This window comes from Winogradskyella psychrotolerans RS-3 (assembly GCF_000427335.1).
Classification (GTDB): Bacteria; Bacteroidota; Bacteroidia; order Flavobacteriales; family Flavobacteriaceae; genus Winogradskyella; species Winogradskyella psychrotolerans.
In genome coordinates this window covers 32299-54381 of the sequence record NZ_ATMR01000098.1, presented here as the reverse complement: position 1 = coordinate 54381, position 22083 = coordinate 32299, and the positions used below count along the sequence as shown (strand labels likewise).

Sequence of the window (22083 nt, the reverse complement as noted above, 5' to 3'; positions counted from 1 at the left end):
TTACTTTGTAATGAATTTTGTAATTCATTTTGAAGTTGAATTGGTATAACATATATTTAAGTATTTTACAGGCAATTTATGGCTCAAACAACAAGATTAAATAAAGTATTAAGGGAATTGAATATTTCAATAGATCGTGCTGTGGATTTTTTAGAATCCAAAGGTGTGGAAATTGAGAAAAGCCCTAATACTAAAATTTCGGCAGAGGTTTACAAAACGCTTTCAGATGGATTTCAGACAGATGCATCTAAGCGTGAAAAAGCTCAAGAGGTAAGTGAAGCAAAACTCAAAGAAAAAGAGGAGCTTCGCGAACAGAGAGAACGCGAAATTGAAGAGAAGCAAAAGCAAAAAGCAGAACGAGAATCTGTAGTTAAGGCTAAAGCTGAGTTAAGTGGCCCAAAACAAGTCGGTAAAATTGACTTAGATAAAAAGCCTAAAACCGAAAAGAAGGTAGAACCTAAAGCTCCAGAAGTTAAGGAAGAACCTAAAGCAGAAAAACCTGAGGTGAAGTCTGAAACACCTAAGGAAGAACCAAAAGTAGCTGAGAAACCGAAAGAAGCTGAGAAACCAAAAGAGACTGAAAAAGTTGAAAAGGTGGAGAAAGTTGAAAAGGTTCAAAAGGTAGCGGAGGTAAGCAAAATTGAAAAAGAGGTTGAAGCTAATAAGCCAAAACCTAAAGTAGATCCTAAAAAGGAGGAAGCTCAAACGACTCCAAGTGCTCCGGTAGAAGAGACACTAAAGACACAATATAAAAAACTTACCGGTCCAGTTACTACAGGTAAAAAGATTGATTTATCTCAATTTAATAAGCCAAAGAAGAAAAAAGTAGAAACGGCTAAGCCTGGTGATGCTAACAAACGTAAGAGACGTAGAATTAGCAAAACGGGTACTGATACACCTGGTAAACCAAACTTTGATAATAAAAGAGGTGCACCAAGAGGTCGCGGAGGTAATGCTGCAAGACCAAAAGTGGTTAAGGAAGAGCCAACTGAAGAAGATGTTCAAAAACAAATCCGTGAAACTTTAGAAAAGCTTCAAGGAAAGTCTAATAAAGGTAAAGGAGCTAAATATCGTAGAGATAAGAGAGATCAACACCGTCAACAATCGGAAATAGACCAAGAAATTGCAGCAGCAGAAAGTAAAACTATTAAGGTTACTGAGTTTGTTACTGTAAGTGAAATGGCTACGATGATGGAAGTTGGAGTAACACAGGTTATTTCAGCATGTATGTCTTTAGGTATGATGGTTACCATGAACCAAAGATTAGATGCAGAAACATTAACTATTGTTGCAGAAGAGTTTGGTTTTGATGTAGAATTTATCAAAGCAGATATTGAAGAATCAATTGTAGTTGTTGAAGACGATCCAAAAGATTTAGTTGAAAGAGCGCCAATCGTTACTGTAATGGGTCACGTTGATCATGGTAAAACTTCATTATTAGATTATATACGTAAAGAGAATGTAATTGCTGGTGAATCTGGTGGTATAACACAGCACATTGGTGCTTATGGTGTACAATTAGAAAATGGACAAAAAATAGCATTCTTAGATACACCAGGTCACGAAGCCTTTACAGCGATGCGTGCTCGTGGTGCTCAAGTTACAGATATAGCTATTATTGTTGTCGCTGCGGATGATGCTATAATGCCTCAAACAAAAGAAGCGATTTCTCATGCACAAGCTGCAGGAGTTCCAATCGTATTTGCGATTAACAAAATTGATAAACCAGATGCAAATCCTGAAAAAGTAAAAGAAGGTTTAGCACAAATGAATCTTTTAGTAGAAGATTGGGGAGGGAAAATTCAATCTCATGATATCTCTGCTAAGGTAGGAACTGGTGTAAAAGAATTATTAGAAAAAGTATTACTAGAAGCGGAGCTTTTAGAATTAAAAGCGAACCCTAATAAAGCGGCAAGTGGAACAGTAGTAGAAGCTTATTTAGATAAAGGTAGAGGTTATGTATCAACAATTTTAGTACAAGCAGGTACATTAAAAGTTGGAGATTACGTTTTAGCTGGTAAGAATAGTGGTAAAGTAAAAGCCATGCAAGATGAGCGAGGACAAGATGTTAAAGTAGCTGGTCCTGCAACTCCTGTATCTATATTAGGTTTAGACGGTGCACCACAAGCAGGTGACAAATTTAATGTCTTCTCTGATGAGCGTGAAGCGAAACAAATTGCAACGAAACGTGCGCAGTTACAACGTGAACAATCCGTTAGAACGCAACGTCATATTACACTTGATGAAATTGGAAGACGTATTGCTCTTGGTGATTTCCAAGAATTAAATATTATCCTTAAAGGTGATGTGGATGGTTCTGTTGAAGCATTAACAGATTCTTTCCAGAAATTATCTACTGAAGAAATTCAAGTCAATATTATACATAAAGGTGTTGGTGCCATTACAGAAAGTGATGTCTTATTAGCAACAGCGTCTGATGCTATTATTGTCGGATTTAATGTACGTCCTGTTGGAAATGCAAGAATGATTGCAGACAAAGAAGAAATTGATATCAGAACGTACTCAATTATCTATGCAGCCATTAATGATCTTAAAGATGCTATGGAAGGTATGCTATCTCCAGAAGTTAAAGAAGAAGTTACAGGTACTGCTGAAATTAGAGAAATATTTAAAGTATCTAAAATTGGAAATATTGCCGGTTGTATGGTAATGAATGGTAAAATCTTTAGAAATTCTGGAATCAGAATCATTAGAGATGGAGTTGTTGTTCATACGGGTACATTAGAAGCTCTAAGACGTTTCAAAGATGATGTTAGGGAAGTATCTAAAGGTTATGACTGTGGTATGCAAATTAAAGGCTATAACGACATCACAGAAGGTGATGTTATTGAAGCATTCCAAGAAGTAGAAGTAAAGAAAAAGTTGAAATAATAACTTCTTAAGTTATAGAAACAAAAAAACCGACAAGTGATTGTCGGTTTTTTTATGCAGTTAAATGAAATCTTATTAGTCAGTTTTAGGCTGAAAAATAATAGCATTCATATATTCCTTTTAATTTTTGCCCAAGCACGATCGGCTTCTAAACGGTTGGCGAAGTTACCTACCCAAACTTTATAATTTGGAGTGTTCCAAACAATTTCTGCTGGCCATTCATCAAATAAGTTTAGGAAATTTTGTTTCTCGCGCTGCGCCATATCAATATCTACATTTTGGTATACCTGAATTCTAAATACCTTAGAAGTTTTAATGTCCTTTTTGTATTCTAGTAGTTTATCAATGTCACTATCTTGACTTACATTAACCACTCCTTCTTGTGCAGGCAATGCAAGAGTTAGGCTAAAGCCTAAGATTATAAGAGCAAAAGTTTTATTTTTTAATTTCATAAGTTAAATTTATTAGGCAAAGGTAGAATTTTCAAGTTAACCGATGCAAATTTTTTTATTGTCATTTTAATTGTAATCAATTGCGATTCAAGCTGTCGATATTTATGGAACGAATAATCACACATAAAATTTCAAAATAGTTTATTTAGAATAAGTATAAATTATCTATTAACACTTCTCTAAGATTTTCAAAATCGACTTTAAATGTTACTTTTGCGTGAGTTTTTTACAAACATCTTTTTTCGCTTTTTTAATGAAAAAATCGTACCAAAGTTTAGAAGATAATCCAACTTATAATATGAAACAGGTGATTTACTGTAGTTTAACCTCGAAGATTTTTAGTCTTTGTCTTGTTCTATTGCTTTCTTTTTCAACCTCCCTTATAGCTCAAGAAGGTGATCCGGTGAACGGAAAATCGCTCTTTAATTCTAATTGTGCAGCATGTCATAAATTAGATAAGCCTATGACTGGTCCGGCTTTACGTAATGTTGAAGCTAGATTGGCTGATGAGCAAGGGTTAGATAGAGCATGGATTAGTGCATGGATTAGAAATAGTTCGTCACTAATTAAAAGTGGTGATGCATACGCTGTAAAGATTTACAACGAATACAACCAAACAGCAATGACTGCTTTTCCTCAGTTAAGCGATCAGGATATTTCTGATATGTTAGCTTATACTGCTGCACCTGTGCCAGAGCCTGTTGTTGCGCCTGTGCCTGTTGGTGGGGCTGTGCAAGAGGGTGGTGTGTCAAACGATTTAATTCTTGGGGCGTTAGCATTGTTATTTGCATTATTAGCAATAGCTTTAGTTTTAGTAAATCGTACATTAAATCGTTTTGCGGAAGCTAAAGACATTAAAGTTGTTGCTGAGCAAGAAAAAAGAACGCCGTTATGGAAAGCTTTTGCTCAAAATCAATTTTTAGTATTGGTTACTGCTATTGTCTTTTTACTAGCTAGTGGTTATTTTGTGTATGGTTACTTTATGCAGGTAGGTGTAGATCAAGGTTACGAGCCTGTTCAGCCTATTCATTATTCGCATAGAATTCACGCTGGAGATAATGGTATCGATTGTAAGTACTGTCACTCTTCTGCTAGAGTGAGTAAAACTTCTGGTATTCCTTCATTAAATGTTTGTATGAATTGTCATAAGTCAATATCAGAAGTAGCGCCAGAAACGTTAGCTGAGGGTATGGATGAATATAGTGTAGATTATAATGGTGAAATCCAAAAGTTATATGATGCTGTTGGATGGGATGGAACTGGTTATACTGGTGAATCTAAACCAGTGAAGTGGATACGTATCCACAACTTACCAGACTTTGCTTATTTTAATCATTCACAACACGTAGAAGTTGGTGGTATAGAATGTCAGACATGTCATGGTCCAGTTGAAGAAATGGAAATTATGTATCAGCACGCTCCATTAACTATGGGATGGTGTATTAACTGTCACAGAGAAACTAACGTAAAAGTTAAGGATAACGACTATTATACTAAAATTCACGAAGAACTATCTAAAAAATATGGTGTTGATCAGTTAACTGTAGCACAAATGGGTGGTTTAGAATGTGGTAAGTGCCATTACTAAAACTCGTTTTATGTGATTTCTGAAAAATTAGAAGTCATAATTAGGAGAGAAAAAAATAAAATTAAAAGAGTTAAATATTTAGATTGAATTGATTGAAGTTTTTAAAAGCTTAAATCTTAAATTCGCAAATCGAAAATTATAAATAAACACTATGTCATCAAACAAGAAATACTGGAAAAGTGTTGAAGAGCTAAACGAGAATAGCTCTATTGTTGAGGCGCTTCAACAGAATGAATTTGTAGAAGAGATTCCTACAGATGAATTTTTGGGAGATAAAGATTCGTTAGAATCTTCATCAACATCGCGTCGTGATTTCTTAAAATACGTTGGTTTCAGTACTGCAGCAGCTTCTTTAGCCGCTTGTGAAGGACCAGTGATTAAGTCAATTCCTTATATAGTGCAACCAAAGGAAATTATTCCTGGTGTTGCTAACTATTATGCAACAACAATTGCAGATGGTTTTGATTTTGCCAGTGTTTTAGTTAAGACAAGAGAGGGAAGACCTATTAAGATTGAAAATAATACGGATGCATCATCTAACGGTATAGCAAATGCTAGAGTTAATGCATCAGTTTTAGGATTGTATGATAACCTTAGGGTGAAGTCGCCAATGAAAGGTGAGTCTGCAATATCTTGGGATACTTTTTTATCTGAAACAACTTCGAAATTAAAAGGACTTAATGGTAAACAAATAGTATTGTTAACACAATCTATGCCTAGTCCATCAACAAATAAATTAATTGCAGCTTTTAAAACTAAATATGGTAACGTTGATCACGTTGCTTATGATGCGGTTTCAGAATCTGCAACTTTAGATGCATATCAAGCAAAGTATGGCTCTAGAGGAATGGCTAACTACGATTTCTCAAAAGCTATGACGATTGTTGCTGTTGGTGCTGATTTCTTAGGAGATTGGCAAGGTGGTGGTTTTGAGTCTGCTTATGCTAAAAAGCGTATTCCTGCTAATGGTAAAATGTCTAGACATATTCAATTTGAATCTAACATGTCTTTATCAGGTGCTAATGCAGATAAACGTGTACCATTAACACCAAGTCAACAAAAATTAGCACTTGCTAAATTGTATAGTTATGTAACTGGTGTTGCATTGCCAGGATCTTTACCAGAAGTTTTAGATAAAGCGGTAAAAGATGCAGCAAAAGAACTAAGTCAAGCTGGTAGTAATGGTGTTGTTGTTTCTGGGATTCAAGATGTGAATGCTCAAACAACGGTTTTAGAAATTAATGAGCATTTAAGAAGTAAAGCTTTTGATCCTAAAACAACTATTAAAACAAGATTAGGAAGTAATAAAGCAGTTACACAATTAGTAGCTGATATGAAGGCAGGTAAAGTTGGTGCCATCATCATGAATGGTGTTAATCCAATGTATACATTACCAAATGCTTCAGATTTTACTGAAGGATTAGCAAAGACAGAATTATCGGTTGCGTTTTCAATGAAACAAGACGAAACATCAACAAACTGTCAATATATTGCAGCTACTCCTCACAACCTAGAGTCTTGGGGTGATTTCGAATTTAAATCTGGTCATTATTCAATGATGCAGCCAACAATTCGTCCTTTATTTGATACGAAACAATTTCAAGAAGTATTAATGAGCTGGACAGAGACGTCTGGGTCTTATAGAGATTATTTAAAATCTGTTTGGACAGAGAGTGTGTTAAATGGATCATCATTTAATAAAGCTGTTCAAGATGGTGTTTTTATTTCAGGTTCAACAGGTATCGGTTCTGCTGGATCAATAACGACTACATCAACAGAATTAGAAGATGAAAAGGACAGAACGTTTTTAGGCGGAGTTATTCATGACGTTGCAGTAGGTGTTGGGATAAAAGAAGAGGATGAGGATGAATATAAAACGACTACAACTTCAAACAATGGTAATAATGTTGGTGCTGCTTCTGTTTTAACAGGTGGTACAGCTGCTAGAGCTTTAGCAAATTCTGCTAAGGACGGTAATTTAGAATTATCCCTTTATACCAAAGTAGGTATGGGAGACGGTCAGCAAGCTAACAATCCATGGTTACAAGAATTTCCAGATCCTATCACAAGAACGTCTTGGGATAATTATATTACAGTATCACAAGCTGATGCTAAGGCTTATGGTTTAATTAACGAGAATGTCGCTAATGGTGGTCTTAACGGAAGCTATGTAGATGTTACCGTAAATGGTGTTACTGTTCCTAAGGTGCCAGTATTAATTCAGCCAGGTCAAGCTAAAGGATCTGTAGGTATGGCATTTGGTTTTGGAAGAACTTCTAAAGCACTTAAAGATGAAATGAAGACAGGTGTTAATGCTTACCCATTATACCAAGGCTTTAATTCAGTTCAAGAAGTAACAATTAGTAAAGTAGGTGGTGAGCACGAATTTGCTTGTGTACAGTTGCATAACACTTTAATGGGGCGTGGTGATATCATCAAAGAAACCACATTAGAGATATTTAATACAAAAGATAAGAAACATTGGAATGCTATTCCTCAGGTTTCACTTAATCATATAGAAACTCCTGTAACATCTCCTGATGTTGATTTATGGGATGAATTTGATCGTTCTATTGGACATCACTTTAATTTATCAATTGACCTAAATGCTTGTACAGGTTGTGGATCATGTGTTATTGCATGTCACGCTGAAAACAATGTACCAGTAGTTGGTAAATCTGAAATGAGACGTAGTAGAGATATGCACTGGTTGCGTATTGACCGTTATTACTCTTCTGAAGATACTTTCAAAGACGATTTAGATAAGAAAAATAATATTTCAGGATTAAGTAGTTCATTAAGTGAATTTGGTGAATTAGAAAATCCAGCAGATAGTCCTCAGGTTGTATTTCAACCTGTAATGTGTCAGCATTGTAATCATGCACCTTGTGAAACTGTTTGTCCTGTTGCTGCAACAGCTCACGGTCGTCAGGGTCAAAATCACATGGCTTATAACCGTTGTGTAGGTACTAGATATTGTGCAAACAACTGTCCTTATAAGGTACGTCGTTTCAACTGGTTCTTATACAACAAGAATGATGAGTTTGATTACTATATGAACGATGATTTAGGTCGTATGGTATTAAACCCAGATGTCGTAGTAAGATCTCGTGGAGTTATGGAGAAATGTTCTATGTGTATTCAAAAAACACAGAAAACTATTCTTGATGCTAAGCGTGATGGACGCCTTGTGAACGATGGTGAATTCCAAACAGCTTGTTCAGCAGCCTGTGGAAATGGAGCCATGATGTTCGGAGATATTAATGACAAGGAGAGTAAAATTACAGCATTAAAAGAAGACGATCGTATGTATCATTTATTAGAGTATGTGGGGACAAAACCTAACGTAATCTATCAGACAAAGGTGAGAAATACATCAAAAGCGTAAATTAAATTAAGAAACAAGTATATAATTATGGCGTCTCATTACGAAGCACCTATTAGAAGACCTTTAGTAACTGGAGAAAAATCGTATCACGATGTTACAGTTGATGTCGCAAGACCTGTTGAAGGCAAAGCCAACCGTGCATGGTGGATTGTTTTCAGTATAGCTTTGGTCGCATTCCTTTGGGGAATAGGTTGTATTATTTATACAGTATCTACGGGTATTGGAGTTTGGGGTCTTAACAAGACAGTAAACTGGGCTTGGGATATTACTAACTTCGTTTGGTGGGTTGGTATTGGTCACGCAGGAACATTGATTTCCGCGGTACTATTACTATTCCGTCAAAAATGGAGAATGGCAATTAACCGTTCTGCGGAAGCTATGACAATCTTCGCGGTTTTTCAAGCAGGTTTGTTTCCAATTATACACATGGGTCGTCCATGGTTAGCGTATTGGGTATTACCAATTCCAAACCAATTTGGGTCATTATGGGTAAACTTTAACTCACCGTTACTTTGGGATGTATTTGCTATTTCAACTTATCTATCGGTATCATTAGTATTTTGGTGGACAGGTTTACTTCCAGATTTCGCAATGTTGAGAGATAGGGCTGTTCGCCCTTTCCAAAAGAAAATCTACTCTTTAGTAAGTTTCGGTTGGTCTGGTCGCGCAAAAGATTGGCAACGTTTTGAAGAAGTATCTTTAGTACTTGCTGGTTTAGCAACACCTTTAGTACTTTCGGTACACACCATTGTATCTTTTGATTTCGCCACATCGATTGTTCCAGGATGGCATACTACCATTTTCCCTCCTTACTTCGTTGCAGGGGCAATCTTCTCAGGATTCGCAATGGTAAACACACTTCTTATTATCATGAGAAAAGTGTGTAACCTTGAAGATTATATTACAGTACAACACATCGAGTTAATGAACATTGTAATTATGCTTACAGGTTCTATTGTTGGTGTGGCATATATTACAGAATTATTTATTGCTTGGTACTCTGGCGTAGAGTATGAACAGTTCGCATTCTTAAACAGAGCAACTGGTCCTTACTGGTGGGCATACTGGTGTATGATGAGTTTTAACGTTTTCTCACCACAATTTATGTGGTTCAAGAAACTTAGAACAAGTATTATGTTCTCGTTCTTTATCTCTATTGTCGTAAACATAGGTATGTGGTTTGAACGTTTTGTAATTATAGTAACATCATTACATAGAGATTACTTACCATCATCTTGGACAATGTTCTCACCAACATTCGTAGATATTGGAATTTTCATTGGAACTATTGGATTCTTCTTTGTACTGTTCTTATTATACGCACGTACATTCCCTGTAATTGCACAGGCTGAGATTAAAACAATATTAAAGTCTTCAGGTGAGCGTTATAAGCGTATAAGAGAGAGTGGTGAAACACTTTCTGGTACTGGTGCTGATTCTAGAACGTCTAATTTTAAGATTCCAGAAGAAACAACGGCTTCAAAACCACTTCAAGATAATACTGAGAAATTAGGTAATTTATTGGAAGGTGTTGGTAGATTCGACGCTTCAATACAAACGGCTGATGATTTAAAAGTTATTAGTGGAATTGGTCCAAAAATGGAAGATGTACTTAATAACATTGGTATCTTTACTTATGCGCAAGTAAGTAAAATGACAAAAAGAGAATATGACTTGTTAGATGAAATTACTGGTTCTTTCCCAGGAAGAGCAGAACGTGATGATTGGTCAGGACAAGCTAAAAACTTAATAAACAACTAATATAGTCTATGGAAGCTTCGAAAGTAATTCATGCTATTTATACCGATGATGATATTTTAATGTCAGCCGTTAAAACGGTTAAGGCAGAAAGATATCACATTGAAGAGATATACACACCTTTTCCAGTTCATGGACTAGATAAGGCAATGGGATTAGCACCAACGCGTTTAGCTATTACAGCATTTCTATATGGTGCTGTTGGTTTAGCAGTTGCCACGGTAATGATGAACTATATAATGATTCAAGATTGGCCTCAAGATATTGGTGGTAAACCAAGTTTTAGTTTTTTAGAAAACATGCCAGCATTTGTTCCTATTATGTTTGAACTTACAGTGTTCTTTTCGGCGCATTTAATGGTAATTACGTTTTATATGAGAAGTAAAATATGGCCATTTAAGAAAGCTGAAAATCCAGATCCAAGAACTACTGATGACCATTTCTTAATGGAAATAGCAGTTCATAATAACGAAGAATCATTAACTAATCTGTTGAAAGATACAGGTGCAGTTGAGATAAACATTGTTAACAAAGATGAAGATGCACATTAATATGAAGAAAGCCACAAAATATATCGTTGTATTAGCAGTGTTGGTTAGCTTTATGTCTTGCCAAGAGAACTCTAGACCAAACTACCAGTATATGCCTAACATGTACGAGTCAATTGGTTATGAAGCCTATCAAGAATCTGATGCATTCGCAAATGGAGTTGAAGCACAATTACCAGCTGAAGGCTCTATTCCAAGAGGAGATTTTATGCCTTTTGAGATTGAAAACACAAATGAAGGTTATGCTTTTGCAAAAGCAAACTTAACTAGTCCATTAGATTCTACTCAAATTGATTATGATAAAGCAGGTCCATTATATGGTATTTACTGTGGAATTTGCCACGGTAATAAAGGTGATGGAAAAGGTAAATTGGTACAACGCGAAAAGATTTTAGGTGTACCTAGTTATGCAGATATAGGAAGAGCAATTACTGAGGGTAGTATTTATCATACGCTTTATTATGGTAAAAATACAATGGGTTCTTATGCTAACCAATTGAACGAGGAAGAACGTTGGCAAGTTGTTGCTTATGTTCAGAAGCTTAAGGCAGATTTAGAAAAGTAAGATTTAGATAAAGATTATATAAATGGAATATAAAATTTCAAATCGATTAAGAACAGGAGCAATCATTTTAATGATCTTGGGAGTATTAGGTGTTGGTTATGGCTTTATGGATGCGTACAGTGTTAATGAAGACAATATAACTGAATTTCTAGCAAACGAGGATCATCATGGTGATGAACATGCTACCGAATCACATGGTGAAGAGCACAATGTATCGGCAGCACATGCTGAAGAAGGTCATGCAGATGATGCACATGGAGCAGAAGCTGAGGCTGAAGGTCATGAAATGACTCATGAAGAACATGTTTTACATCAGTTACATAACAGACCTTATGCAGCACTATATGTTGCGGCATTCTTTTTCTTTATGATCTCATTAGGTGTTTTAGCATTTTATGCGATTCAATATGCTGCACAAGCAGGATGGTCACCAGTACTATTTAGAGTCATGGAAGGTATTACATCTTATGTTTTACCTGGTGGTGTATTGGTATTACTAATTGCATTTTTCGCAGATAGTCACATATTTATTTGGATGGATGAAAATGTGGTAGCACATGATGCCATAATTCAAAATAAGTCAGGTTGGTTAGATAAAACTTGGTTTATGATTAGAGGATTAATCTTCTTAGGGGGTTGGTCAGCGTACCGTCATTTTTCAAGAAAATTTTCTGTAGCACAAGATCTTGCTGATGTTAATGATAATAGCAACTTTAAAAAGAACTTCAGAATATCTGCTGCATTCTTAGTATTCTATATCTATACAGAGTCAATTATGTCTTGGGATTGGATTATGAGTGTAGATCCACACTGGTTTAGTACATTGTTTGGATGGTATGTATTTGCAAGTATGTTTGTAAGTGGTATTACAGTTATTGCTTTAATTACTATTTTCTTAAAATCTAAAGGATTACTACCATTTGTGAATGATAGTCATATTCATGACCTAGCTAAATTTATGTTTGGTATCAGTATTTTCTGGACATACTTATGGTTCTCTCAATTTATGTTGATATGGTATGCGAATATCCCGGAAGAAGTTACTTATTTTGTAACACGTATTGAGGATTATAATTTACCGTTCTTTGGTATGGTAGCATTAAACTTCTTATTCCCATTATTACTGTTAATGAATAGCGATTATAAGCGTATTCCTTGGTTTGTAGTGATGACAGGTGTTGTAATACTGTTTGGACATTATCTTGATATTTTCAATATGATTATGCCTGCAACTGTTGGAGATAGATGGTTTATCGGTATTCCAGAGATAGGATCAGTATTGTTTTTCGGTGGGTTATTTATGCTTATCGTATTTACATCACTTGGTAAATATCCATTATTAGCAAAAGGGAATCCTTTTATGAAGGAAAGTGAACATTTCCATTATTAATATTAAATAAGAAAAGAAACGATAATGACGGCTTTATTAACGATAATAATTGTAATTTTTGTAGCGGTTGCCATATGGCAAATGGTAAAGATTTTTGATCTAGCTCAAGTAGGTACAACAAATACACAAGTTGCAGACGATCAAGATAACAAGATCAACGGTTACCTAATGATGGGGTTTTTAGTATTCATCTATGTGATTACTATACTTTGTTTTTGGTATATTGGAGATTTACCTTTAATGTCTAATGCGGCATCAGAGCATGGTTCTGAAGTTGATAATCTTATGATTATCTCTATGGTTGTTATTTTTGTAGTACAAACCATAACGCAGTTTTTATTACACTATTTTGCTTTTAAATATAAAGGTGAAAAAGGTAAGAAAGCATTTTTCTATGCGGATAACAATACATTAGAGTTTATATGGACAATCATTCCTGTTATTGTATTGGCTGGATTAATTATCTACGGTTTATTCACTTGGAACGATATTATGAATGTCGATGAAGATGAAGATCCAATGGTTATTGAGTTGTATGCGCAACAGTTTAGTTGGAAAGCTAGATACAGTGGTGGTGACAATGTTTTAGGTAAAGCTAACGTAAGATTAATCGATATAGATCGTGCTAACGTTTTAGGAGTAGATGAAGAGGATCCTAATGCTCAGGATGATGTTATTGTATCAGAACTTCATTTACCAGTTGGTCAGCCAGTGGTATTCAAAATGCGTTCGCAAGATGTTTTACACTCAGCTTATATGCCTCATTTTAGAGCGCAAATGAACTGTGTTCCTGGTATGGTAACGCAATTCGCTTTTACTCCAACAGTGACTACGGAAGATATGCGCCAAAATCCAGACATTGTTAAGAAAGTTAAAAACATCAATGACCTTAGGCAAGAGAGAAAAGCAGAGATTGAAGAATCTGGTCAAGAATTATTATACGAATTTGATTACCTTTTACTATGTAATAAAATTTGTGGAACATCGCACTACAATATGCAAATGAAGATTATTGTAGAAACTCAAGAAGAATTTGATGCATGGATGAAAGAGCAAACTACATTCCCAAATTCGTTAAATTAACTAAGGTTTTAAGAAAAAGATAAACAGATTATGTCAGCAATATTAGATACACACGGTCACGACGATCACGACGTACATCACCACAAAGAAACATTTGTAACCAAGTACATCTTTAGTCAAGATCATAAAATGATTGCTAAGCAGTACTTAGTCACTGGTACTCTAATGGGTGTTATTGGTGTTTTAATGTCTATAATGTTTCGTATGCAAATTGCATGGCCAGAAGAGCCAAATGTATTGTTTGAAGCGTTATTAGGTAAATGGGCCCCTGATGGAGTTATGGATGCTGATGTTTACTTAGCATTAGTAACCATTCATGGTACTATCATGGTATTCTTCGTGCTTACGGCAGGATTGAGTGGTACATTTAGTAACCTCTTAATTCCATTGCAAATTGGCGCACGAGATATGGCCTCGGGATTCCTTAACATGGTATCTTACTGGTTATTCTTCATATCATGTGTTATAATGATTAGTTCTTTATTTGTAGAAGCTGGTCCTGCTGCTGCAGGTTGGACAATCTATCCACCACTATCTGCGTTGCCAATGGCTTCAGGTGGTTCTGGTTTAGGTATGACGTTATGGTTAGTATCTATGGCTATCTTTATCGCCTCATCTTTATTAGGTTCATTAAATTACATTGTTACTGTAATTAACTTAAGAACTAAGGGGATGTCTATGACAAGATTACCACTTACAATTTGGGCATTCTTTGTAACGGCTGTTATTGGTGTGGTTTCATTCCCAGTATTATTATCTGCTGCATTATTATTAATAATGGATAGAAGTTTCGGAACATCATTCTTCTTATCAGATATATTTATACAAGGTGAAGTATTACACTATCAAGGTGGATCACCAGTATTATTCGAACACTTATTTTGGTTCTTAGGTCACCCAGAAGTTTATATCGTTATTTTACCAGCAATGGGATTAGTATCTGAAATTATGGCGTCAAGTTCGCGTAAGCCAATTTTTGGTTACCGTGCGATGATTGCTTCAATTTTGGCAATTGCATTCTTATCAACTATTGTTTGGGGTCACCATATGTTTATTTCAGGTATGAATCCTTTCTTAGGATCTGTATTTACATTTACAACATTATTGATTGCGATACCTTCAGCTGTAAAAGCCTTTAACTGGATAACAACACTCTGGAAGGGGAATCTACAGATGAATCCGGCGATGCTGTTTTCTATTGGTTTCGTTTCTACATTTATTACAGGTGGTTTAACAGGAATTATTTTAGGTGATAGTGCTTTAGATATTAATGTTCACGATACATATTTCGTAATTGCTCACTTCCACTTAGTAATGGGTATTTCTGCTCTTTATGGAATGTTTGCAGGTATTTACCATTGGTATCCAAAAATGTTTGGTCGTATGCTAAACAAAAACTTAGGATATTTACATTTCTGGATCACGGCAATTTGTGCTTATGGTGTATTCTTTCCAATGCACTTTATCGGAATGGCTGGTTTACCAAGACGTTATTATACAAATTCAAACTTCCCATTATTTGATGATTTAGCAAACACTAATGTTATCATTACTATATTTGCTATCATCGGTGGTTTAGCACAAATCATATATTTATATAACTTCTTTGTTAGTATGTTCTATGGTAAGAAAGCGGTTCAAAACCCATGGCGATCTACAACTTTAGAGTGGACCACACCAGTTGAGCACATACACGGTAATTGGCCAGGAGCTATACCACACGTATACCGCTGGTCTTATGATTATAGTAAGCCAGGACACGAGGAAGATTTTGTGCCTCAGAATGTTCCTTTAATGGAAGGTGAAGAAGAATTACAACACTAAACAAATTTCTGCGAAGGCAGGAATCCCATAATAGATTAGAAAAGACCTTTGGATAGCTATCCAAAGGTCTTTTTCTTTATATTTGTTTTGACTTTGTTGTCATTCAGAGCGAAGCGAAGAACCTATATTTCTAAGCTCAGTGTAACTTAATAAGATTCTCGTTTTCACGGGAAGTACTATGAACGAAAACCTAAATCCAAACAGCGATAATTTCAGTCCAGAAGAACTAGATGTCGAAAAGAAATTAAGACCCTTAACGTTTGAGGACTTTACAGGTCAGGATCAGGTGCTCGAAAATTTACTAGTTTTTGTTCAAGCAGCAAACCTTAGAGAAGAAGCTTTAGATCACACCTTGTTTCATGGACCTCCAGGTCTTGGAAAAACAACCTTAGCTCACATTTTGGCCAATGAGTTAGATGTTGGTATTAAAGTTACTTCAGGTCCTGTTTTAGATAAACCAGGTGACTTAGCAGGTTTGTTAACGAACCTCGATGAACGCGATGTGCTTTTTATTGATGAAATCCATCGATTAAGTCCAATTGTAGAAGAGTATTTATATTCTGCAATGGAAGATTACAAAATTGATATTATGATTGAGTCTGGCCCAAATGCCAGAACTGTTCAATTAAGTTTAAATCCATTTACGTTAATCGGTGCAACGACACGTTCAGGATTACTTACAGCACCTATGCGTGCTAGGTTCGGAATTCAAAGTCGTTTACAATATTATAATACCGAATTACTAACCACAATTGTTCAGCGTAGTGCTACAATATTAAACATGCCAATTTCTATGGAAGCTGCTATTGAAATAGCTGGTAGAAGTAGAGGTACACCTCGTATTGCCAATGCTTTATTGAGACGTGTTAGAGATTTCGCGCAAATAAAAGGGAATGGTAAAATCGATATCGCAATTGCCAAATTCGCATTAAAAGCATTAAATGTAGATGCCTATGGATTGGATGAAATGGATAATAAGATATTAACCACTATCATAGAAAAATTTAAAGGCGGACCAGTTGGTATTAGCACCATAGCTACAGCTGTGAGTGAAAGTACCGAAACCATAGAAGAAGTCTATGAACCTTTTTTAATTCAACAAGGTTTTATAATGCGAACACCACGTGGACGTGAAGTTACAGAACAAGCTTATAAACATTTGGGCAAGGTAAAAGGTCCAACACAAGGAGGTCTATTTTAAAAGCGTATAGATTTTGAATGTGCTACCTGTTTTAACTTAATTTAAATACCATTAGTTATATATTGAAATCAGAAAGCAACATACCTACAGTTCCTTTAAGTCGATTCTTTAAACATTCTTTAGAGATTTTAAAAAACCCGCTACCATTTCATCATCAAAATTTTGAAGCGCAAGGCGATGTTTTCAGATTAAAGATCGGATTTAAAAACAGTGTGGTTTTTGTTAGAGATGCTGCCTTTGCAGAATATGTACTTCAAAAGAATCAGAAAAACTATACCAAATCTAAAATCCAAACCGAAGATTTAGTAAAATATGTTGGTACTGGGTTATTAACCGCAGAAGGAGACCACTGGAAAAAACAACGCAAACTCATTCAGCCCGCTTTTCATAAAAAGCAATTAGCAAACCTTTTAGGCAGTATCAAAAATGCCATTCTTTCGGAGTATAGCAAAATTACACCGAATAAGGTGATTGATATATTTCCCATCTTAAATGATTTGGCTTTTCAAGCTGTAGTAAAATCTTTGTTTAGTAGTGCGGCCAACCAAGAAGACATTAAAAGGCTTCAATATATTACAGAAGCTGCACAAAAAATGTTGGTAAAAGAGTTACGTCAACCGTATTTGGGCTGGTGGTTTAATGTTAGTGGCGAAATTAAAAAGCATGTTGATTTAACAGGTGAAGCTAGACAAATATTAAAACGTATTGTCAACGAACGGAGAACATCAGGAGTAACGGAGAATGATTTATTAGACATGTTGTTAGATGCCAGATATGATGATGGCAACCCAATGGAAGAAGAGCAACTCATTGATGAAATCTTAATTTTGTTTACTGCAGGTCATGAAACGACTTCTAATGCACTCACATTTATAACACAACTTTTAGCGTTGCATCCAGAATGGCAAGAAAAAATCTTAAACGAGCGAAATATAATTCTTGCTGAAAGTGATGATTTAATGGGTTTGGTGACCCAATCTAAAATTTGTCAGCAAGTTATAGAAGAAGGTATGCGATTATATCCACCAGTTTATTTTATTGATCGCGTGAATAAAGAAGCAGATACCTTTAATGGTTTGCACATAGAAGCTGGATGCAATCTCTTATTTTCGGTTTATGAAATGCATCGTCATCCTAAATTATGGGAACAACCTGATGCGTTTTTACCCGAACGTTTTAATGAAGGTGGACGTAAATTTTCATCACACTATTTTCCTTTTGGAGCTGGTCCGAGAAAATGTATCGGAAATAACTTCGCGATGTTTGAAATGATTATTGCCGTTTCAGAATTGGTTTCTAGTTTTAAAATAACTCCAGATTTTGACGCTATTGATATCACACCATTAATTACGCTAAAGCCTAAAAATGCTTTTTTAAAGTTTGAAAAACGATAGTAGTGTTAAACCATAAAGCTAAATACAGTGAGATGATTAAAGCCGAAGCCAAACGCCTCGGTTTTTTGTCTTGTGGTATAAGTAAAGCAGAATTCTTAGAAACCGAAGCTCCTCGACTTGAAGCTTGGCTAAAGAAGAACATGAATGGTGAAATGCATTATATGGAAAACCATTTCGATAAGCGTTTAGATCCAACATTGCTTGTTGAAGGTTCAAAAAGTGTAATTTCTTTATTGTTGAATTATTATCCTTCAGAAACTCAAACGGATGATTCTTATAAGCTATCCAAATACGCCTATGGTAACGACTATCATCACGTTATAAAGCACAAGCTAAAATCACTGTTGTATTTTATTCAAGATGAAATAGGAGAAGTGGGTGGACGTGCCTTTGTAGATTCGGCACCCGTTTTAGATAAAGCTTGGGCTGCAAAATCAGGATTAGGTTGGATTGGGAAACATTCAAACTTATTAACGCAACAAGTAGGCTCGTTTTATTTTATTGCTGAATTAATAATTGATTTAGAGTTAGAATATGACCACGCCACAACTGATCATTGTGGTACGTGTACGGCCTGTATAGATGCCTGCCCAACCGAAGCCATTACAGAACCTTATGTGGTTGATGGCAGTAAATGTATATCGTACTTCACCATAGAACTTAAAGAAAATCTACCCTCAGAATTTAAAGGCAAATTTGACGATTGGATGTTTGGTTGCGATGTCTGCCAAGATGTTTGTCCTTGGAATAAATTTAGTAAGCCACACAACGAACCTTTATTTAATCCACATCCTGAATTATTGGATATGACCAAAAAGGATTGGGAAGAAATTACAGAAGATACCTTTAAAAAAGTGTTTCAGAAATCGGCTGTAAAACGGACTAAGTTTTCTGGATTAGAGCGGAATATTAAATTTTTGAAGGATTAATATACCCAAAATATCAAATCATTAATTTCGTTATATTTGTATAAGAACATAATATACTATGGATATTCAATTAGAAAAATATAAGTTAATGGAATGGTTGGTTGGTTTAAATGACGAAACCATTATTTCTAAATTAAAAGAGATTAAATCAAATTTATCTAATACTTCGGATTGGAATGAGGGTATTTCAGATACGGAAAAACTGCTAATTGAAGCTGGACTTAAAGATATTGAAACAGGAAATACAAAGACTCATAACCAAGTAATGGAAGAAATTAAGGCTGCTTATGATATTTAATCATGGAAATAATTTGGTCCAAACTTGCAATTGTTACTTATAAAGAGATTTTAGAATACCTTAAAATACAATGGACAAAAAAGTAGTTAATAGCTTTTAAGGAATTGACTAACGATGTTTTGTTCAAAATTCAAAAAAGGCAAATTGTATTCTCTATTGTCAATAAAGCATTAGGAATTAGAAAAATTGTTCTTCACAAAAACGTCTCCTTATTTTACAAGGAAGATAAAAACAACATTTACTTAATTACTTTTTTTAATAATAAAATGAATCCAGAGCGACTGAGCGATCTATTGAAGCAATAACTATACTAGATTGAATTTTACATTATAGATATTATAAAAATCAGATTTGAAATGGACTTAGTTTTTAAAAGATTAAATAGTATTACTTAAACGTAAAGCCCATAGAGTATTTAAAGGCAAAATTATCACTCGATTTGTCAAGATTGTGATACCCATAACGATAGAAAGCTCCAATACCAATACCCAAGTAACCAATATTTAAATACGGAATTTTAATAATATTCTGAAGTTCTAGTCCTGTTTCTAAAAATAACTCCTCTTTGGTTTTAAATTCGATATTCTGATGATATGACGCATTTTCTAAACTGCCTATTCCGAAATTATTATAGAGCAGAACATCCGGTTGAAATTGGCCTTTGTTATTAAATAGCCGTCCGAAGTTATGTGTTATGAACAAATTAGCATAGCGATCAGATAAAAACTCATAAGGTGTTACCGTTTGAAAATAATTCTTCACCACGAAAGGAATTTTCTTATCTAAAGTACCTTCGCCTGTAAATAGTAATCCATAAGGTAGCGCACTATCTATATAACCCAAGTCTAAGCGATATGTTGTTTTTCCAAGTCCTTTAGTTATAAAGCTATGATCTAATGTAAATCGTAATTTATTATAACTGAAATCACTATCAAAAGGGCCTTTTAATCCTCTCGAATACATAAGCTTAAAAACGGGTGCATCGCTAGGTAGTCTTGTTGTTATTCCGAAGGTTCTTACTAGTTGTTCATTAACATGATAGCCAATACCGACATTGATTTCAGAATTGGTGTAATTTGTCATTGGTAATCCATTATTCATAAATTGATAATCGTAAAGCGGAGTCACATCAGCAGTGTTAAAACCTAAATTCCAATTCATATTCCTCCAAAGTTTCATCTCTGTATGAATACTAAAGGATTCTATAGCATCCATTCGACTTGCAATCCAGTTGCGTTGCACAAACGGATTATCAGTAGTATTTCCAGAATAGGTTCCTGTTTCTCGTAAATCATTCTTGTATTTTACGCTTACTGAAATATCTTTTTCTCCAGGAACATCGACTAAAACCTCTCCTCCATATTTCCAGGTATGGTCTTTAAACCCATAGGCACCATAGCCACCAATAGACACGTGTTTAAAAATATCATCATTTGTATATAATCCAAGTCCTAATCTTGTGCCTTCGTATTTATTGTATCGAATTAGATGTTTTAGGTCTAGATCAACATATTTTAATGGAATTCTCCATTTAGCCAAACTAGGAGCCCACTTTATAAACGTGTCTAATTTCAATTCCTCTCCAATACTATCCATTAACACATAAGTGCGCAGTTCTTTTACATCTAAAGTATCCTTTCTGTACTGATCCCAATATTGAGAATGTCTACCTTCAACGTCATCAGGTAAGGTGAGCGAAACTAATGGGAAGTCTTTCTTTTTTAGTGGAGTCTTTAGGTTAATTTCAGATAAATAACTTTTACCGACATACTTAAAACTGCCAAAGCCTTCACCTAGAATAATAACGAAATTTAACTGTTCTGGAAACCAATGCTCGTTGTCTATAAATTTATATTTCTGCTGAATGGTAAAATCTATTTTTCCAGAATTATAAGTTGATGCATCAACACTCTCAACAGCATATTGGTTAGAATTGATGTAAATTAAACCTTCCAAACCTTCAAAATTTCGATTCGCTTTAGGTTCAAAAGAAATGACAAAGACAGTGTCTTGCCCTTTTACATATTCATCCTTCAATCTAAATTTATATTTATTGGTACTACCTTTAGAAATAGGATTGAGATGGTTCGTCTCAAAAAGAGAAATGTGGTCGTCGTAAAAAGAAAAGGGTTGAAAACTATTAGCTAAGACGGCAAAATTTGGGTTTTTAAAACCAGATGTTCTTGTTGCAATAACACTATCTTCAGTAAATCTTGGTTTTAAATATTTATGCTTAGCAATGGTTTCCGTGATAAAAAAATAAGAATCTTTAAAAATCGAACTAACATCAGAAAGTGAATCATTTAAGGATTGGTCTTCATTAATATCCACAAAAACTTTGTCATAAGTTTTATAGGTGAAAGAATTTAGGTTTTCAGGATTATTACGTTCTTTATTGGTAATAGCTAATCTAATAATGCGATGCGCAGGGTTTTCTCTATCAATAACAACTTCATCTAATTCACTTATAACTTGTTTAAGTGTTATCGTTTTACTGTCTATGTTGGCGACCTCTAAGATTTTCGTTTCATAGCCAACATAACTTATGGTAATTTTTTTAATATCAGAGTTAACAAAAAAGACGCCATCAATATCAGTTGTAGTGCCTTTATAAGCTGTATCATTGAATAGAATATTAGCAAATGGAATGACTTCATTGCTAAATTCATCTATAAGTTTGAGTTTTTTTAAGGATTGACTATAGCTACTAAAGCTTAAAAAAATAAAAAGTAATGCTAATGCTTTTTTCATTTTACAACATTTAGGTTCAACA

At 34.8% G+C, this 22083-nt stretch carries 15 protein-coding genes; 13 read left to right on the top strand and 2 right to left on the bottom strand.

Translation table 11 applies throughout. The annotated features are described in order from the left end of the window. The first annotated feature begins 78 nt into the window (after positions 1–78). On the top strand, positions 79–2892 hold the full coding sequence (infB, locus tag ADIWIN_RS10140) for a translation initiation factor IF-2 (RefSeq protein ID WP_020894680.1): 2814 nt from the start codon (positions 79–81) through the stop codon (positions 2890–2892). Between the two features lie 107 nt (positions 2893–2999). Here the strand turns inward: infB and ADIWIN_RS10135 are convergent, their stop codons facing one another. Next, positions 3000–3344 (bottom strand): hypothetical protein, encoded by a 345-nt coding sequence (locus tag ADIWIN_RS10135; RefSeq protein WP_020894679.1) that lies wholly within the window; start codon positions 3342–3344, stop codon positions 3000–3002. 298 nt (positions 3345–3642) lie between these two features. Here ADIWIN_RS10135 and ADIWIN_RS10130 point away from each other — a divergent pair, with 298 nt between their 5' ends. The 12 genes from ADIWIN_RS10130 to ADIWIN_RS10075 all read left to right on the top strand — a co-directional run bounded on the left by ADIWIN_RS10130 (position 3643) and on the right by ADIWIN_RS10075 (position 19310). Beyond that, positions 3643–4932 carry a c-type cytochrome gene (locus tag ADIWIN_RS10130; RefSeq protein ID WP_040756971.1) on the top strand — a complete coding sequence of 430 codons (1290 nt, stop codon included), beginning with the start codon at positions 3643–3645 and terminating at the stop codon, positions 4930–4932. A gap of 151 nt (positions 4933–5083) precedes the next feature. Beyond that, positions 5084–8320 (top strand): TAT-variant-translocated molybdopterin oxidoreductase, encoded by a 3237-nt coding sequence (locus ADIWIN_RS10125; protein ID WP_020894677.1) that lies wholly within the window; start codon positions 5084–5086, stop codon positions 8318–8320. A 27-nt stretch (positions 8321–8347) separates the two neighbouring features. Next, the gene (locus ADIWIN_RS10120; RefSeq protein WP_020894676.1) at positions 8348–10081 is read left to right on the top strand and encodes a helix-hairpin-helix domain-containing protein; all 1734 of its coding nucleotides are present in this window, start codon (positions 8348–8350) and stop codon (positions 10079–10081) included. An 8-nt stretch (positions 10082–10089) separates the two neighbouring features. Then, positions 10090–10629, top strand: coding sequence for a DUF3341 domain-containing protein (locus ADIWIN_RS10115; protein ID WP_020894675.1), 540 nt, complete (start codon positions 10090–10092; stop codon positions 10627–10629). A 1-nt stretch (position 10630) separates the two neighbouring features. Further along, entirely contained in the window at positions 10631–11191 is a 561-nt protein-coding gene (locus tag ADIWIN_RS10110; RefSeq protein WP_020894674.1) for a c-type cytochrome, read from the top strand. A 22-nt stretch (positions 11192–11213) separates the two neighbouring features. Further along, the gene (locus ADIWIN_RS10105; protein ID WP_020894673.1) at positions 11214–12581 is read left to right on the top strand and encodes a hypothetical protein; all 1368 of its coding nucleotides are present in this window, start codon (positions 11214–11216) and stop codon (positions 12579–12581) included. A gap of 24 nt (positions 12582–12605) precedes the next feature. After that, complete coding sequence (locus tag ADIWIN_RS10100; RefSeq protein ID WP_020894672.1) at positions 12606–13664, top strand: cytochrome c oxidase subunit II; 1059 nt, start codon at positions 12606–12608, stop codon at positions 13662–13664. A gap of 30 nt (positions 13665–13694) precedes the next feature. Further along, on the top strand, positions 13695–15488 hold the full coding sequence (locus ADIWIN_RS10095) for a cytochrome c oxidase subunit I (RefSeq protein ID WP_020894671.1): 1794 nt from the start codon (positions 13695–13697) through the stop codon (positions 15486–15488). 178 nt (positions 15489–15666) lie between these two features. Then, a complete protein-coding gene (ruvB, locus tag ADIWIN_RS10090) occupies positions 15667–16689 on the top strand; it encodes a Holliday junction branch migration DNA helicase RuvB (RefSeq protein ID WP_020894670.1) in 1023 nt (340 codons plus the stop codon). Positions 16690–16751: 62 nt separating this feature from the next. Further along, the gene (locus ADIWIN_RS10085) at positions 16752–18083 is read left to right on the top strand and encodes a cytochrome P450 (RefSeq protein ID WP_020894669.1); all 1332 of its coding nucleotides are present in this window, start codon (positions 16752–16754) and stop codon (positions 18081–18083) included. A gap of 2 nt (positions 18084–18085) precedes the next feature. Continuing rightward, positions 18086–19012: a tRNA epoxyqueuosine(34) reductase QueG gene (gene queG, locus ADIWIN_RS10080; protein WP_020894668.1), complete on the top strand. Its 927-nt coding sequence runs from the start codon at positions 18086–18088 to the stop codon at positions 19010–19012. Positions 19013–19070: 58 nt separating this feature from the next. Beyond that, the gene (locus tag ADIWIN_RS10075; RefSeq protein WP_020894667.1) at positions 19071–19310 is read left to right on the top strand and encodes a hypothetical protein; all 240 of its coding nucleotides are present in this window, start codon (positions 19071–19073) and stop codon (positions 19308–19310) included. Between the two features lie 387 nt (positions 19311–19697). Here the strand turns inward: ADIWIN_RS10075 and ADIWIN_RS10070 are convergent, their stop codons facing one another. After that, a complete protein-coding gene (locus ADIWIN_RS10070; protein WP_020894666.1) occupies positions 19698–22061 on the bottom strand; it encodes a DUF5686 family protein in 2364 nt (787 codons plus the stop codon). Between the last annotated feature and the right edge of the window lie 22 nt (positions 22062–22083).

Bases quoted from the DNA above. Each gene is read 5' to 3' on its own strand.
- ADIWIN_RS10130 (WP_040756971.1), top strand. From the start codon at position 3,643: ATGAAACAGGTGATTTACTGTAGTTTAACCTCGAAGATTTTTAGTCTT.
- ADIWIN_RS10095 (WP_020894671.1), top strand. From the start codon at position 13,695: ATGTCAGCAATATTAGATACACACGGTCACGACGATCACGACGTACAT.
- ADIWIN_RS10070 (WP_020894666.1), bottom strand. From the start codon at position 22,061: ATGAAAAAAGCATTAGCATTACTTTTTATTTTTTTAAGCTTTAGTAGC.
- infB (WP_020894680.1), top strand. From the start codon at position 79: ATGGCTCAAACAACAAGATTAAATAAAGTATTAAGGGAATTGAATATT.
- ADIWIN_RS10125 (WP_020894677.1), top strand. From the start codon at position 5,084: ATGTCATCAAACAAGAAATACTGGAAAAGTGTTGAAGAGCTAAACGAG.
- ADIWIN_RS10110 (WP_020894674.1), top strand. From the start codon at position 10,631: ATGAAGAAAGCCACAAAATATATCGTTGTATTAGCAGTGTTGGTTAGC.
- ADIWIN_RS10135 (WP_020894679.1), bottom strand. From the start codon at position 3,344: ATGAAATTAAAAAATAAAACTTTTGCTCTTATAATCTTAGGCTTTAGC.
- ADIWIN_RS10105 (WP_020894673.1), top strand. From the start codon at position 11,214: ATGGAATATAAAATTTCAAATCGATTAAGAACAGGAGCAATCATTTTA.
- ruvB (WP_020894670.1), top strand. From the start codon at position 15,667: ATGAACGAAAACCTAAATCCAAACAGCGATAATTTCAGTCCAGAAGAA.
- ADIWIN_RS10100 (WP_020894672.1), top strand. From the start codon at position 12,606: ATGACGGCTTTATTAACGATAATAATTGTAATTTTTGTAGCGGTTGCC.
- ADIWIN_RS10115 (WP_020894675.1), top strand. From the start codon at position 10,090: ATGGAAGCTTCGAAAGTAATTCATGCTATTTATACCGATGATGATATT.
- ADIWIN_RS10120 (WP_020894676.1), top strand. From the start codon at position 8,348: ATGGCGTCTCATTACGAAGCACCTATTAGAAGACCTTTAGTAACTGGA.
- ADIWIN_RS10075 (WP_020894667.1), top strand. From the start codon at position 19,071: ATGGATATTCAATTAGAAAAATATAAGTTAATGGAATGGTTGGTTGGT.